12 protein-coding genes are annotated in these 15,455 nt (G+C 43.3%); 6 read left to right on the top strand and 6 right to left on the bottom strand.

Annotated features, from left to right (window positions below; all coding sequences use genetic code 11):
- The first annotated feature begins 70 nt into the window (after positions 1 to 70).
- Genes EJP82_RS01720 through EJP82_RS01710 form a run of 3 tightly spaced genes read left to right on the top strand, consistent with a single transcriptional unit; the run spans position 71 to position 3,357 of the window.
- A complete protein-coding gene (locus EJP82_RS01720) occupies positions 71 to 1,405 on the top strand; it encodes a TrkH family potassium uptake protein (protein ID WP_246053943.1) in 1,335 nt (444 codons plus the stop codon).
- Positions 1,406 to 1,422: 17 nt separating this feature from the next.
- Positions 1,423 to 2,088: a potassium channel family protein gene (locus tag EJP82_RS01715; RefSeq protein ID WP_127190396.1), complete on the top strand. Its 666-nt coding sequence runs from the start codon at positions 1,423 to 1,425 to the stop codon at positions 2,086 to 2,088.
- A 30-nt stretch (positions 2,089 to 2,118) separates the two neighbouring features.
- Positions 2,119 to 3,357, top strand: coding sequence for a cation:proton antiporter (locus tag EJP82_RS01710; RefSeq protein WP_127190274.1), 1,239 nt, complete (start codon positions 2,119 to 2,121; stop codon positions 3,355 to 3,357).
- 41 nt (positions 3,358 to 3,398) lie between these two features.
- On the opposite strand, the gene EJP82_RS01705 is transcribed toward EJP82_RS01710, so the two are convergent.
- The 5 genes from EJP82_RS01705 to EJP82_RS01685 form a co-directional block, all read right to left on the bottom strand.
- Positions 3,399 to 4,361 carry an alpha/beta hydrolase gene (locus tag EJP82_RS01705; protein WP_127190273.1) on the bottom strand — a complete coding sequence of 321 codons (963 nt, stop codon included), beginning with the start codon at positions 4,359 to 4,361 and terminating at the stop codon, positions 3,399 to 3,401.
- Positions 4,362 to 4,443: 82 nt separating this feature from the next.
- A complete protein-coding gene (locus EJP82_RS01700; RefSeq protein WP_127190272.1) occupies positions 4,444 to 5,127 on the bottom strand; it encodes a DUF4052 family protein in 684 nt (227 codons plus the stop codon).
- Positions 5,124 to 6,035 (bottom strand): ATP-binding cassette domain-containing protein, encoded by a 912-nt coding sequence (locus tag EJP82_RS01695; RefSeq protein WP_127190271.1) that lies wholly within the window; start codon positions 6,033 to 6,035, stop codon positions 5,124 to 5,126. The genes EJP82_RS01700 and EJP82_RS01695 overlap by 4 nt, the downstream gene beginning before the upstream one ends.
- On the bottom strand, positions 6,032 to 6,406 hold the full coding sequence (locus tag EJP82_RS01690; RefSeq protein ID WP_127190270.1) for a GntR family transcriptional regulator: 375 nt from the start codon (positions 6,404 to 6,406) through the stop codon (positions 6,032 to 6,034). The genes EJP82_RS01695 and EJP82_RS01690 overlap by 4 nt, the downstream gene beginning before the upstream one ends.
- Positions 6,407 to 6,582: 176 nt before the next feature.
- Positions 6,583 to 7,479 (bottom strand): LysR family transcriptional regulator, encoded by an 897-nt coding sequence (locus EJP82_RS01685; RefSeq protein ID WP_127190269.1) that lies wholly within the window; start codon positions 7,477 to 7,479, stop codon positions 6,583 to 6,585.
- A 273-nt stretch (positions 7,480 to 7,752) separates the two neighbouring features.
- Between EJP82_RS01685 and EJP82_RS01680 the strand changes: the two genes are divergently transcribed.
- From EJP82_RS01680 to sdhB, 3 genes are all read left to right on the top strand, one after another.
- A complete protein-coding gene (locus EJP82_RS01680; RefSeq protein ID WP_127190268.1) occupies positions 7,753 to 8,424 on the top strand; it encodes a succinate dehydrogenase cytochrome b558 subunit in 672 nt (223 codons plus the stop codon).
- Between the two features lie 179 nt (positions 8,425 to 8,603).
- Entirely contained in the window at positions 8,604 to 10,346 is a 1,743-nt protein-coding gene (sdhA, locus tag EJP82_RS01675; protein ID WP_127190267.1) for a succinate dehydrogenase flavoprotein subunit, read from the top strand.
- Positions 10,347 to 10,367: 21 nt separating this feature from the next.
- Positions 10,368 to 11,132, top strand: coding sequence for a succinate dehydrogenase iron-sulfur subunit (sdhB, locus tag EJP82_RS01670; RefSeq protein ID WP_127190395.1), 765 nt, complete (start codon positions 10,368 to 10,370; stop codon positions 11,130 to 11,132).
- A 148-nt stretch (positions 11,133 to 11,280) separates the two neighbouring features.
- On the opposite strand, the gene EJP82_RS01665 is transcribed toward sdhB, so the two are convergent.
- Positions 11,281 to 15,405: a S8 family serine peptidase gene (locus EJP82_RS01665; protein WP_127190266.1), complete on the bottom strand. Its 4,125-nt coding sequence runs from the start codon at positions 15,403 to 15,405 to the stop codon at positions 11,281 to 11,283.
- Between the last annotated feature and the right edge of the window lie 50 nt (positions 15,406 to 15,455).

Here is a 15,455-nt window from a genome sequence, read left to right as displayed (position 1 = left end):
CACCGCAAGGCATTGGATTTCCAGTGTCTTTTTTTATTGTTCTTTTTTATTAACGTGATGAGGTGAACATGTGTTGTCAAAATGGTTTAAACTTTCCCCGCCGCGGATATTGGTGTTCGGATTTGCCGCGATAATTATGGTCGGAGCGCTATTATTGATGCTCCCTATTGCAAGTACAACGGGTGAAACACTCCCCTTTGTCGATGCTCTCTTTACGGCAACTTCGGCTACATGTGTAACGGGATTGATCGTGGTTGATACGGGAACCCATTTCACTACCTTTGGCCAGGTCGTAATTATGCTTCTGATTCAGGTCGGGGGCTTAGGTTTTATGACTATGGCAACCTTATTCACTTTTGCACTCAAGCGAAAAATTTCATTGAAAGATCGATTGGTACTCCAGGAAGCGATGAATCAAAACTCAATGGAGGGTATTGTTCGTCTAATCCGTAAAGTATTGATGTATTCGCTAGTGATTGAGTCTTGTGCAGCGTTAGTCTATTCGATTCGTTGGGCTTTCGATATGCCTTTGGGTCGTGCCATTTACTTTGGTATTTTTCATTCGGTTGCGATGTTTAATAATGCTGGCTTTGATCTATTTGGAGGGTACCGGAGCTTAACGATGTATGTAGGGGATCCCATCGTCAATTTCGTCACGATGTTCTTAATCGTCGCTGGTGGTATTGGCTTTATCGTGATGTCCGATTTAATCGACTTCCGCCGCCGCCGCAGATTAACGCTTCATTCTAAGGTGGTATTAACGATGACAACCGCACTTATCCTGATTGGTGCGCTTGTGATCTTTGTATTTGAATTTACTAACCCCAAGACGCTTGAACCCCTGAACTGGGGCGCAAAGATATGGAGCGCATTCTTCCAGTCCGTCACACCGCGTACGGCGGGAGCAAATACACTGGACATTGCTGCGCTGCGACAGGCAACACAGTTCTTTATGATTATTCTGATGTTCATCGGGGCGTCACCTGGTTCCACAGGGGGCGGGATAAAGACAACTACGTTCACTATACTTGTTAGTGCAGTCTTTTCTATGATTCGTGGACGGGAAGATCTGGTGCTGTTCAAGTACCGTTTGGCACAAGAACGTATTTTCAAGGCTGTGACGATAACGATGCTGTCGTTATTCCTCGTCATTGTAGTTTCCATGATATTGTCCACTACAGAGGATGTTAGTTTCTTGAGTATTTTATTCGAGGCAACATCCGCATTTGGTACGGTAGGGTTAACGATGGGGATTACGGGTAAACTGACGCTCATTGGTAAAATTATAATTAGCTTCACGATGTTTGCTGGAAGGCTTGGGCCTCTAACGTTAGCTTATGCACTGGGACCGAAAAAGGGTAAAGAACTTTATCGCTATCCAGAAGGTAAAATGATTATAGGATAAGGGGAATGACGAAAATAATGAAAAAGCAGCAGTTTGTAGTGATCGGACTTGGACGGTTTGGTTCTAGCCTCGCATTGGAATTGATGGATCTCGGGTACGAGGTTCTCGGTATTGATCATAACGAAGAAATAGTGAATGAACTCAGCAATCGTCTCACGCATGCCGTAGTGGCAGATACCACGGAAGAAGAAGTACTTAAGTCGTTAGGGGTTCGCAATTTTGATTGTGGCATCGTGGCCATGGGCAGTGATATTCAGCGGAGTATCCTAACTGCGATCTTATTGAAGGATTTAGGAATCAAGACTGTAGTTGCTAAGGCCATCTCTGTGTTACACGGACGGGCACTTGAGCGACTCGGAGTGGATCGTGTGATTTTTCCAGAACGTGATATGGGGATTCGGGTTGCTCACCAGCTTGTGAATCCGAATTTACTGGATTTTATCGAATTATCCAAAGAATACAGTATCGTCGAAATGATAGTTCCAGCTTGTCTTGAAAGTAAAAATATTGGCGAGCTTAATCCACGCGTTCGGTTTGGATGCAGTATCGTAGCTATTCATAAAAAGAGCGGAATTATCGTAGCTCCGACCGCTATGGACCAATTGATTACGGGCGACATTATGGTAATTATAGGATCTAATAAAAATATTGAGGACTTTAAAGCTGTCATTAATGAAGATTAGTTATGATCCTATGGTTGGAGTGTGACTGAAATGGAATCGGCTGTAGGTAAAATAATTTCGGATGATATTATGCTGCTGCTATTTGTTATTTGCGTTGGGATGTTTGCAGGAAAGCTGGCTTCCTGGCTGAAGCTACCGGATGTTGCAGTATTTATTGCTGTGGGCATGCTACTTGGTCCAGGATTGAAATTAATCCACGAGCCGAGTGGCTCCCTGGTTAATCAGATGATTCTAACGGTTGGTTCGGTGTTTATATTGTTTGACGGAGGCCGCAGTTTGAAACTCAGTGGGCTGCGAAAAGTATGGATTACACTATCACTGCTTAGCGTGCCGGGTGTATTGATTACCATGGTGGTGGTTGGTACGGGAGTTCATTATTTGTTTGGTGTGGACTGGGTCTTTGCATTCCTGGCAGCAGCGGTTATTGCCTCTACAGATCCCGCCTCGATTATTCCTGTTTTTAAACAGGTCAAAATTAAGGAAAGAGTTCGTGAGACGGTTGAGAGTGAATCGGCATTTAACGACGCTACGGGGTCCATCTTAACATTCTCTTTGCTTGCAGTGGTTGTTGGAGGCGGGGCATTAAATTTTGGCGCGATGTCCTGGGATTTTATAAAAACGGCTTTTGGTGGTATTTTAATAGGTATCGTCGTTTCTGCACTATTTACATATTTAAGCGGGCATGTGCGTCACGGTATTCTGCAGGAGTACGCGCCGATAGTAATGATCATTTGCGCTTTATCTTCATATTGGCTTGGGGATTTACTGCATGTTAGCGGATTTATGGCTGCGTTTGTTGCTGGTATCATTTGGGGAAATGCAGAGACGTTCCATTTATCATTAAAGCCCAAAGAGCTCGAGATCAATTCCTTTGCGGAGAATATTACGGTTATGATGCGTATGTTGATCTTCGTGCTACTTGGCAGTCAGGTGAATTTTGTGATTCTAGGACAATACTTCTGGCAAAGTCTTGCCGCTGTGTTAATACTAATGTTCATAGCTCGTCCGATTACCGTATTGTTATGTGCATTGCCTGATAGAGTAGTGAAATGGACTTGGCGAGAGTTGTTGTTCATGTGCTGGGTTCGAGAGACAGGTGTAATTCCGGCGGCGTTATCGGGGATAATACTTGCAATGGGGATTGCTCATGCTGAGATAATCTCGGCGGTGACGTTTATGGCTATTGTGCTAACGATTGTGATTCAGGCCAGTACGACCGGTTGGGTCGCCCGCAAGCTTGGATTAGAAGTAAAGGAAGCTAGCGGGTGACTTTATAAGGTAGTATCAAATTGTATCTCAATTACTATATTCTATTTAAAATTTTTCTGTAAAAAATCTATTATTACTGTTGACACTTCAGTATCTTTGGTTGGATTATCGAAATTCTCTTCGTCAAAAATAAAATGGTAATCACCTTCACGCACAAAGGTCTCGGTTGTATCCGGGGCCTTTTCTTTAATTCGTTCAAAACTTGCATAAGGGACTTGCGAATCTTCCGTTGAATGGAGCAGAAGCGCAGGTCTGTCATTCAACTTTTGAATTTCATTCACCGGATTAATCTTCATTTTATCAAACCCAAATTCCAATCCTAGATACATCCATACAAAAGGTCTTTCTATCTTTGCAAACCAGGAGGGTGCTCCCATATTTATCATATTATCAATAAAAACGTCGGTCCCAGATGAAAAGGCGGAGAAACTAATCAAACCATCGATTTCTGGAATTTCTCCGATTGCATTTATAGCAGTTGTCCCTCCCATCGAAGTACCCCACACGATAATTGGCGTATCTTTATACTTTTCCTGAGATTTAATATATTCTACTCCTGCCTCTACATCCAAATACTCTGTAGTTCCTAGATATATCTTATCTCCCTCACTGGCTCCATGAGAACGTAATTCGATCAGAAGAGAATCATAACCGTTTTCCTCCAGCATTTTAGAGTATCCAAAAAAGGCAGTAACGGAGGGGTTGTGAATACCTGATAAGAGGATTACGATCCCCTTTGGTTGCTCTTGTTCTTGCTCAACTTTCCATGCAGCAATAGAGAAATGATCTTCTGTTTCCAAGGTAAGAGGATCTGCCTTCACGCCATAATCTTCAGCTGCATATACTTCGAAATCTACATGCAAATTAATCATGTCTTTCATAACTAATGGAGGGATAGCTGAAAACATGATGAGTGTGAGGAGTGCGATTACTGAAACAATAATTAGAAGGACTTTTTTCTTGGATACTTTTTTTCGCTTTTTAGGGCTCAACGTTACTTCCATCTGAATATCTCCTTTGCATTCTACATGGTCAAATCATTGCCAATCTAATATCTACTCTTGTGGCCGAATGATCTCTTCTTATTTAATGGGTACGTATAGCAGCTCGGCGGCACAATAACCAACCGATGCTCGCGGCAATGATGGTTATAATCAAGGGGATAAGAATTAGGGTCGGGCTGGTATTGGCAGTTATGGAGTTGAAATATGAATCAAAGCTTGGTTTTTCGGTTATCCAGTACAGTAGCATGATATATACAGCAATAACAAAGATTCCAGCGAGAGTGCCGAATCGATAAAATACGATGCCCATCACGAAGAATAGAAAGGAAATGGCTAGGTAGATCCAAAACTGCATATACCACAAAGTGAAGAAGGGAATGAGGCTAGACTGAAGTTGGGAATCAAACAAATGAATAATTGCGCTACCGGCATGCACGACGATACTTTGCATTAGGGCCATACCAGCGCAGTAAATTACAGAAATGATTTGAACATTAATAAAGAATTGCTTTCGAGTGAATCCGAAACTCATCATCAAAGGGAAGGTTTGGGTTGCGGTTATAAGCCCAGCAACCAGTGTGAAAATAGCAATGACACTGTAATTAGCAGCGAATACCTGATCAATAGGTGAATCGATTATACCCGGCCAGAAATGTTGAATCACTATTTGTGTAGAATTAACAAGTATTAGAACTAACCAGAATATATATATGGCTTTACGAAAATCTATCCAGTGAAACTTCATCTGTTTACGAAATGATCTCATATGACATCCTCCGATTGTGATGATTTAAGTCTTTTTCGAGTTAGATAAACGAACAGCTTTTGTAATGGAACTGGTTGAATATCGATACCTTGGTGAATAAGTTGTTCCCTATTATCCAAGTCCCCCCACCAGACTAGACGTGTAGTCCCCGCAAGTGATTCTTGATGCAGTACATGTGGATCTTCGGACAGGCGTTCCAATAAAGAAGAGTTCCCTTGTAGATAATGCGCCTGCTCCATAAATTGCTCAGTCTCTAGATGAGTAGTGATTGTTCCTTGCTCGATTAGAGTTATATATTGAAATAGTTTAGCTGATTCATCGATCAAATGTGTAGATAGGATAATCGTCCTGGGATTCTCACTGAAATCTCGAATGAGTAAATCATAGAACGTCTCTCTCATATCGGCATCAAGCCCCAATGTAGGCTCGTCGAATAAAGTTACTTGGCAGCGACTAGCAAGCCCTCTGACAATACCAACAAGTGATTGCATGCCTCGTGATAGATTTTTGTATCGTCTACCGAGTGGTAGACGGAATGTCCGTAATAATTCATTGGCAAACTCCTCGTCCCAGTGAGGATATAGAAGGGAACAGAAATTCATTAAATGCTTCACTTTATAGTCCATCCAAGAGCGTTCCTCGGATTTAACGAAACAAATGTTAGCTACGGCTTGAGGGTTCTCATGAACAGGGTAACCTTCGTATAGGATATCGCCCTGAGTCTGGAAAATTTGACCTGATAGTAGATGGAGTAGTGTTGTTTTGCCGGCACCGTTAGCGCCAAGTAATCCGTGGATGGCATCACGCTCGAAGGAGGCGGTGGCTTCTTTCACCGCAATGGTGCCACTAAACTGCTTGCTGACATGCCGACATTCCAATAATGGTGTGGTGTCGATGGTATCTCTCATGATTCATTCGACTCCATTCTTGATATCATTTCGGATAGCTGCCGGGTTGTAATTCCCAGCTTGGCAGCCTCGTTGATCATGGTAACTACATATTGCTCGTAAAACTGTTCTTTCCTTTTCTCGATCAGCACTACACGTGCGCCCTCCGCTACAAACATGCCAATCCCCCGTTTCTTATACAAAATTTCTTGATCAACTAGCATATTAACGCCCTTTGCTGCCGTTGCAGGGTTGATTTGATAGAAAGCTGCAAATTGATTCGTGGATGGAACTTGCGATTCTTCGGGTAATCTTCCTTCTATGATGTCATCTTCAATCTTCTCCGCAATTTGCAGGAAAATCGGACGTCCGTCATCTCTTAACAGACCCATTTTCTCACCACCACATTGGTTAGTTACTTATGTAACTAACCATATAACCGTTGGTTATTTTTGTCAACATAATTTTGCTTTTATGAAGTGATGGATGTGAGTTTGAGTTTTTAAGAACAACAAAAAACAGCCGTCGAATGGGCTGGTTAAGGGTTGGCTTATTATGGGAAAAAGTTTTAAAGATCTAATTCATGAAATAGACTCCCTTTAATTTTGGTAATCCAATCCATCGTTTCGTTAGTCAACTCTGATTTGTCACTATAGATCAAGCAGGTCTCTCTCCTAGTCTGCTCCAATTCCTTCATAGGTACGGTAACGAGACCGTTGTCACGAAGTAACTGGCTACGTAGATATGATTTAGGTAACAGTGCCGCGGACTTACAAATCGGTAATAAGCGTACAATCGCTTCGAATGAGTCGATTTCCATCCTTACGTCGGGAATGACTCCATAGCGACCGAACAAATCATCGATTAATTTGCGGTACCAAGTGCCCTTAGAGAAAATAATCATGGAACGGGCGTTCAAGTCTTCCATCGCGGCGCCCTCCGCTAGTTCATGCCCCTTAGGAACTATGAGTTCCAGGTGATCCTGAAATAAAGGGATACAGCGCAACCCTGTTTCATTGATTGAGGAGGCTACGAGTCCGATATCTACTTTTTTGTCTCTGAGATAAGAAACAATTTCATGGGTTTTTCCAGTGGAAAGCTTGAGTTCAATGTCAGGGAATTTACTCATCATGGCTGTGATAAAAAGTGGTAGTGTCGTTTGAATGGTAGTGAGGCTCGCCCCGAGGTTCACGATTGCCCGTTCTGCTGTTTTGAAGCGTGACACGGATTGCAGGAAATTCTGGTGTCGTTGCCGCTGTTCCAGTGCATAGATGTAAGCCTCATGGCCGACTCTTGTTAGTTCAAGTCGTTTACCTTTGCGGCGAAATAGGGAGACACCCCATTCCTGCTCTAGTTTGGCCACTTTACGAGATAATGCTGGTTGTGACAAATTAAGCAGTTTGGATGCTTTGTTTAAACTAGATTGTTCGACGACAGTGGTGAATACAAGTAGTTCTTCAAGCATGAATGTACCCCCTCTTTATTTCTGAGTCGTGTTTCGATGCCAACGTTGCTTATGTCGATTTGTTATAACGTTTAATAATTATATTGCAATTCCATTATAAGATGAAAAGGAGTAACATGGGAAGTGACACAAGTTGTTCACATGTTACTTTTATATCCATGTTAAAGTAGCACTTGTTTGTGGAAATTGTCATATACGTTTTCTTAGGAAGTTTTTTATTACAAGCATGGATTGATAGAGAAACGATGGAAATGGGAAGGGGTATATGAACATATGAAAGGGTTTTATTCCAGAAAACTGCACTCTCTGTTGGGTGTCATGCCACTTGGATTTTTCATTCTGGAACACGTGATTACTAATTTTGCTGCCGTGGAAGGCGGAAGTCAGGGATTTAAGGACAGTGTGGCTCTACTAAATAGTTTGCCACTTGTACTAGCATTGGAGATTTTTGGGATTTGGTTACCTCTATTGTATCACGGAGTATATGGAATATTTATCGCTTTTCAGGCAAAACCGAACAACACGCGGTTTCCGAATGAACGGAATCTACGATATTTGCTGCAGCGGGTGACCGGGGTGGCGGTATTTGCTTTTGTTATCTGGCATGTATACGAGACTCGCGTACAAGTAGCTTTAGGTAACATTACTCACGAAGAGCTAGGCGGAGTGATGCATGATATTGTAATGAATCCGATCTTTTTCATTTTGTATTTAATTGGCGTTCTATCGGCAGCTTTTCACTTCACGAATGGCCTGTGGTCCTTCATGATTAGTTGGGGTATAACTGTTGGACCAAGAGCTCAACGGGTGTCCTCCGTGATCTGTATGGGCCTGTGCGTTATCGTTTCTGTGATGTTAATCTGGTCACTGTTTGCGTTCCGCGGAGTAGAGTTTCAAGCGGACGGTACGGCATGGTTAACAGGGATAAAATCGCTAATAGGTTAGTTGACTAGTAGAAGATGCTATACAAAACTAAGCAAATGCTTACGAGGTAAGTTTTGTACGAAGATGATTCGAAGTAGAAGATGCTATACAAAACTAGGCAAATGCTTACGAGGTAAGTTTTGTACGAAGACGATTCATAGTAGAAGATGCTATACAAAACTTTTAGGAGTTGACGATAGATGGCTAAACAAAGCGTAATTGTCGTAGGCGGCGGTCTGGCTGGGTTGATGGCCACGATCAAAGCAGCAGAGGCAGGGGTTCAGGTTCATCTGTTCTCACTCGTTCCGGTGAAGAGATCACACTCTGTCTGTGCACAAGGTGGAATTAATGGTGCTGTAAATACAAAAGGTGAAGGTGACTCTCCATGGGAGCATTTTGACGATACGGTTTATGGTGGAGATTTTCTGGCAAACCAACCACCGGTTAAGGCGATGTGTGAGGCGGCGCCGGGCATTATTCATTTGATGGACCGGATGGGTGTTATGTTTAATCGTACACCGGAAGGACTGCTTGATTTCCGGCGTTTCGGGGGGACGAAGCGTCACCGGACAGCGTTCGCAGGGGCAACGACCGGACAGCAATTATTATATGCTCTTGATGAGCAGGTACGCCGCTTTGAAGCTGGTGGACTAGTGACCAAATATGAACACTGGGAGTTCCTATCGGCTGTTATCGATGATGAAGGTATATGCCGCGGAATTTGCGCGCAGGATCTTCGTTCGATGGAGGTAGTGACTTTTGCATCGGATGCGGTCATTTTGGCGACAGGTGGCCCAGGCATTATTTTCGGCAAAACGACGAACTCGGTTATTAATACAGGGACGGCAGCGAGTGCGGTTTATCAACAGGGTGTGCACTATGCTAATGGTGAATTCATTCAAATTCATCCGACGGCTATTCCCGGTGACGATAAGCTACGACTGATGTCGGAGTCAGCACGTGGTGAAGGTGGACGGATCTGGACGTACAAAGATGGTAAGCCATGGTATTTCCTTGAGGAGAAATATCCGTCTTACGGTAACTTGGTACCCCGTGATATCGCAACACGAGAAATATTCCACGTGTGTGTGGATATGAAGCTCGGTGTTAATCAGGAGAACATGGTTTATCTTGATTTATCACACAAAGACCCCAAAGAGTTAGACGTTAAACTAGGAGGAATTATTGAAATTTATGAGAAATTTATGGGTGATGACCCCCGTAAAATTCCGATGAAAATATTCCCTGCGGTCCATTATTCGATGGGTGGTATGTGGGTTGATTACAATCAGATGACAAATGTACCAGGACTATTTGCAGCGGGTGAATGCGAATATCAATATCACGGTGCGAATCGTCTAGGTGCGAATTCACTTGTATCTGCTATCTATGGCGGGATGGTGGCTGGTCCTAAGTCTGTGGAATATATTCGCGGCTTAAAGAAATCGGCGGAGGATGTCGACCCTTCTGTCTATGAGAATACACGCAAGGCACAAGAAGCTAAATATGAAGGTCTTCTGGCGATGAACGGCACTGAGAATCCCTATGTCATTCATAAGGAGCTTGGCGAATGGATGACGGACAACATGACGGTTGTTCGTTACAATGCAAAGCTTGAGGCAACGATTGGCAAGATTAAAGAGCTGAAACAGCGTTACAAAAATATTAATATGAACGATACATCACGATGGAATAATGCAGGTGCTGCGTTTACACGCCAATTGTGGAATATGCTTGAGTTGTCCGAAGCCATGACGCTCGGAGGATTATTGCGGAACGAAAGCCGCGGAGCACACTACAAACCGGATTTCCCGGAACGTAATGATGAAGAGTTTTTGAAAACGACTAAGGCAAGTTGGACTGCAGATGGACCGCGTATTTCCTACGATGAAGTGGACGTTTCTTTGATCCCACCACGTGTTCGCGACTATTCAAAAGATTAATAGGAGGGGAAGGCTATGGCTATGGCGGAACCGAAAGCTGCTGCCAAAAAGGTAAAGTTCATTATTACACGTCAAGATGAGCCGGAAGCGGCGTCCTATACGGAAGAATTCGAGCTGGACTACCGTCCGGGTATGAATGTCATCAGTGCTTTGATGGAAATTCAACGAAACCCAGTAAACTTGAATGGGCAAGATACAGCTCCGGTATGCTGGGAGTCCAATTGCCTAGAGGAAGTGTGCGGCGCCTGCTCGATGGTCATCAATGGCAAGCCTCGTCAAGCGTGTGCGGCATTAGTTGATAACCTGGAGCAACCGGTGCGACTTGAACCGATGAAGACTTTTCCGATCGTACGTGATCTGGTTATTGATCGTAGCAGAATGTTCACCTCACTGAAGCGAGTGAAAGCCTGGATTCCAATTGATGGAACCTACGACCTCGGCCCAGGTCCCCGCATGCCGGAGAAGAAGCGTCAGTGGGCGTATGAGTTGTCCAAGTGTATGACCTGTGGTGTTTGTCTTGAAGCTTGCCCTAATGTCAATGAGAAGACCAATTTCATGGGTCCTGCACCTATTTCACAAGTAAGGTTGTTTAACGCACATCCTACGGGCGAAATGAATGCTGAGGAACGAATAGAAGCTCTTATGGAAGACGGCGGCATCGAAGGTTGTGGAAACTCGCAGAACTGTGTTCGCGCCTGTCCGAAGGGCATCCCGTTGACAACCTCAATCGCTGAAATGAACAAAGCCACGACAAAGCACATGTTTAAGAATTGGCTTGGTTTGTAAATAATTTGATCAAAAGAAGACCGGATTAGTATCCGGTCTTCTTTTGATATTACGATATCAGTGAAAAAAATCCCTCACCTCTAAAGCCGTAGCCTTAAGGTGAGGGGATTTGGTCGTACTTAGAATAACTTTATGTTACATAGTCATTTCAATCGATTAGTTTAGCACTACGTAACAATTGATGGAGAGCAGCGGCTACAGTTTCACGAGTTGTGGCTATATCTGGGCGGAAATATGAACCACCGTCAACCGTCTCCCCTGAAATGAGGCCTGCAGCAGATAGAGTGTTAACACTTTCCTTAGCGTATCCAGCGATTTTTGCCTCGTCGGCATAAGCAGTAAAGGATGGAATAGAAGCTTTGAGTTGTACACCTGTCAATTTAAGAGCTCTAGCTAGAATAACAGTCAATTCTTGACGGGTGACCTTGGCATTCGGTGAAAATTTATTGTTACCCGTACCTTGAATCAATCCAGTTTCATAGGCTGCTGCTACGTCGCTAGCAAACCAGTCTGATGCTTTGATATCTGTAAACTGAGTATTAGCAGTTCCTTGTAGACCAAGTGATCTTACCAGTAGTGAGGTGAACTCAGCTCGTGTTAAGTTTGCTTGAGGCGAGAATGTGGTTGCTGAAGTGCCCTCAATTATAAATTTCTTCGCGAGAGCCGTGATATCGGAAGCAGCCCAAGAAGAAGCGATGTCATTGAAATTGATAGTACGACTCGCAGCTGTGTATACGGAAAACCCTGGACGGTTAACAACTACGAGGGTTGTTCCATCTGTTTGTGTCTTGAAGAGTGAGGATACGGGTCTTACCATGCCATTTTCTTCGTACAATACACCAGCCGTATTAGGTTCAATATTACCAGGCACGGAGAAAGATCTCTTAATGAAGGTATGGTTAGGTACTTCGATAGGTTGACTACCTGATGTGGATACCCAATTAGCCTCAAAAGAAACAGGCTCCCCAATGAGTGTTCCACCAAGGGTTTTATCATCAAAGTGTGACTTAAGATCTTTAGACTTTGAAATGACAATTTCGAGATTGTTACTCGCCGGGGCCTTAGTCAATAGAGAGACAGGGAAGGAAACGGCAGAACCAGCAAAACTAAATACGATCGTACTTTGTGGATCAAAGGTCTGGAGCAGTTTGATTTGCTCAGCGGTTAAAGAGAGTTTTGAAGTCTCAACGTTGCTATTGGATGGTAAGCCTATAATGATTGCTGCCGGTGAACTTGTAGCTGAGGTTAATGCTGCCTTCAGATCATTATCGGAAATAGTGGCAATGGTAACGCCGCTTACTGAACTAGTCTTTGCAACAATAGGAAGCTGTTTGAAGCCTTGTTCTATGATTGCGTTTGTTGCAGCGTTGACGGTTGTTGCTGGAGAAGAAGTAGGAGTAGGAGTTGTTATACTACTGCCACCGCCGCTATTACCGCCACCACTATTGCCACCACTGCTGACGGAGTTATTAATTCGATATGATGTATAGGCCTCATATTGAATTGGGCGAGCTCCATCTTTGACTATCTGACCCGAATTATTCAATTGTGCTGCAAAAATATTGATTTTATAAGTGCCATCCTTGAGATGTGCAATTGTTGGTTCATCTAACTCAGAATAGGGCTGATAACTACCGCTAATTCCATTCAAAGCATATACACCAGGTTCGAAACGACCATTAAAGTCATCTGTAGTCGCAATATAGAAGAAGCCTATGACTTCATCGTTCAAATCGACAACATTAATTTCAATATAGTTTGTGTCTTCAGCCGTCAGTTTGAAGGTAAGATTTGTGGTATTCTGCACATTACGATTTGGATAAACGATAGAATTCGTTAATTGAACTTCTTGAATGCCGAAACCATTGCTTGGTTGTTCGCTACCCACATAAATTACAAAAGGTAAATGCAAAGTCGGTAGTCCAGGGCTCTCCAAATTGATTTGACCCTCGTAGAAGTTTTCGTTAGCGTCCGTTGTTACATCGAGGTTTAAATGGAAGGATGTCGCTTGGTCGCCAGTGGCAGATATCGTGCTGTTATCTAAGGTAGCTTCAATCCCTTCATGATCTTGATGCCACTCAATTTCCGCTGTATAAGCTACATCGTTACTTGAAGTGTTCTTCAATAGTAATTCCTTTTCTTGTTTTCCTGAACCTGGAGCAACAATTCCAAAGTTGGCTGATGAATTGTAATTGATAACATTTATTGAATTATAGTTTTTATCAAGAATAGTAATAGGTTCAACACTTTGAAGTAATGCAGGAGTCAAAATGGCTTCTCCTACATCGACTCGTCCAGCTCCTTGTTGATAAACATCATATAAGTAATCATTTGGGTCGGTCAGTACGTCAGCTGTGTTTGCCAGAGCTGCCCGAATATCAAATGGTGTCCAATCAGGGTGTTGTTGTAACAACAATAGAGCTAGCCCAGCTACATGCGGAGCTGCCATACTAGTTCCGCTGAGACGTTGATAAGCTTGCTCATATGAGTTCGAACCAAATCCGGGAAAGGTTGAAAGGATATTCACGCCCGGTGCTGTAAAATCAGGTTTTATACTCATATTCAGATCCGCGTTAGGTCCCCAAGAAGAGAAGTCAGCCAAAGTATCACCGGGAACGATTTCGGATGGATAGGAGGTAGGAAAAGTGAATTGCAGTGTTTGATCAGGATTTTCCCTTAATGCCCTCGCCAAAGAACGTCCCTCGATACCTTTTAAATCAAAGGTAGGAAGATAATCGAAGCTATTACTGAGGTCAACATTAATATGACCGTCGAGGTTCGCGATTGATCCGCTCAAATCAGCGGCAGAACCATCTGCTCTACCGTTAAAGATAACGATTGCTTTGGCGCCATGATCTTTGGCGATTGAGATTTTATCAACGAATGCGAGTTTCCCACGTGATACTAAGACTACTTTTCCTGTAACATCTTTACCCGTGTAGTCAGTTGTATCTCCAAGACCTACATAAACTACATCCAAGGGGGTTGTGCCCAGTATATTTACAAAATCAGTTTGTGAAGTTTCCCAACCCATTAGGTTGAAATCACCGTAGCTGTCATAAGTAACTGTAGTTACAGATGTATTATTCACTAGATTAGGAAGTAATTTTCCGGAGTAGTGTGTACTCTCGCTGGTTACTGCCCCAACTGCAATAGCTAGCTGAGCACCGGCTGGGGAGCCCATAGTGGAATAGTCTGGCCCAGCATTTCCGTTGGCAACGACGGCAACGACACCGGATAGAACGGCGTTGTTGATAGCTATAGAATCTGGAGAATTGACGTTCTTCTCGGAGTCGGAGCCAAGTGAGAGGTTAATGACGTCCATACCGTCTTTGACGGCACGCTCAATCCCATCGATGACTTGTGCTGACGTTCCTGTGGAGGTATCTGGTCTCTCTACGTCCCGACCAAGCACTTTATAAGCATAGAGTTTAGCATCAGGGGCCACGCCCTTTTGTACGATATCACTTTCTGTATTAGAGGCTCTACCGATAATCGTACCCGCAACGTGGGTTCCATGATAAGTTCCCTCAAACCCTACTTTATATTTAATATCCTCTTCAATTGTTAACGGAGGTTCTTCAGAAGGATCATTATCCTGATAAAATGAATCGTATCCACCTACATATGCGTCTTTAATATCTGGATGATTATAATCGATGCCTGTATCAATAACGCCAACTTTCAGGCCTTCACCGGTGAGGCCTCTAGCCCATGCTTGATCGGCTCCGATCTGTTTCAGTGGATTAATCTCATAATTTTCATCCGCGGAAGGCTCAATCGGAAGTGCATACCATGTACTGTTCTTCTGAATCGATTTCACGCCTGGAATTGCAGCGAGATCGGTAATTTCATTGGCAGGAATGGTAACCTCAAACCCATTTAGCACGGTGTTGTAAGTATAGTTAACTTGTAGATCGATTTTTTGATCCTTAACTTCATTAAGAAATTCATTTTGTTCATTTTGAACCGCTGTTTCAGAAAAGGCCGAGGCGGAACGCATACCCATCCTTGAGGCATATTTACCTACTGCTGTTGGTTGGCCGTCTAGCTGAACAATGACCCTGATTTTCTTTGTAGAATTGGTGTCTATCTTTGGTGAAATAATAGGTTCAAAAGATAGTTCAGTAGCAAGTGATGTCGACCTTTGCAGATTAGGGAGTTTGAACTGCGGATGACTTGATGCCGCTGTAACTCCAGGTATGACCCCTACGGTCAAACCCAATGCCAGTGTGATTACTGACAATTTCCGAAATAGTAGGTTCCTTTTCAAATAATTTCCCTCCATCAGCTCAATTTGGGTATAAAATCGTTCTCTCAATG

Source organism: Paenibacillus anaericanus (assembly GCF_003994475.1).
GTDB classification, from domain to species: domain Bacteria; phylum Bacillota; class Bacilli; order Paenibacillales; family Paenibacillaceae; genus Fontibacillus; species Fontibacillus anaericanus.
The sequence above is the reverse complement of the archived record's forward strand: the minus strand, read 5'-3'. Positions and strand labels throughout refer to the sequence as shown.

What these genes read in the sequence shown, in the direction of transcription:
- EJP82_RS01715 (WP_127190396.1), top strand. Translation starts at nt 1,423, where the DNA reads ATGAAAAAGCAGCAGTTTGTAGTGATCGGACTTGGACGGTTTGGTTCT.
- EJP82_RS01710 (WP_127190274.1), top strand. Translation starts at nt 2,119, where the DNA reads ATGGAATCGGCTGTAGGTAAAATAATTTCGGATGATATTATGCTGCTG.
- EJP82_RS01705 (WP_127190273.1), bottom strand. Translation starts at nt 4,361, where the DNA reads ATGGAAGTAACGTTGAGCCCTAAAAAGCGAAAAAAAGTATCCAAGAAA.
- EJP82_RS01700 (WP_127190272.1), bottom strand. Translation starts at nt 5,127, where the DNA reads ATGAGATCATTTCGTAAACAGATGAAGTTTCACTGGATAGATTTTCGT.
- EJP82_RS01695 (WP_127190271.1), bottom strand. Translation starts at nt 6,035, where the DNA reads ATGAGAGATACCATCGACACCACACCATTATTGGAATGTCGGCATGTC.
- EJP82_RS01690 (WP_127190270.1), bottom strand. Translation starts at nt 6,406, where the DNA reads ATGGGTCTGTTAAGAGATGACGGACGTCCGATTTTCCTGCAAATTGCG.
- EJP82_RS01685 (WP_127190269.1), bottom strand. Translation starts at nt 7,479, where the DNA reads ATGCTTGAAGAACTACTTGTATTCACCACTGTCGTCGAACAATCTAGT.
- EJP82_RS01680 (WP_127190268.1), top strand. Translation starts at nt 7,753, where the DNA reads ATGAAAGGGTTTTATTCCAGAAAACTGCACTCTCTGTTGGGTGTCATG.
- sdhA (WP_127190267.1), top strand. Translation starts at nt 8,604, where the DNA reads ATGGCTAAACAAAGCGTAATTGTCGTAGGCGGCGGTCTGGCTGGGTTG.
- sdhB (WP_127190395.1), top strand. Translation starts at nt 10,368, where the DNA reads ATGGCGGAACCGAAAGCTGCTGCCAAAAAGGTAAAGTTCATTATTACA.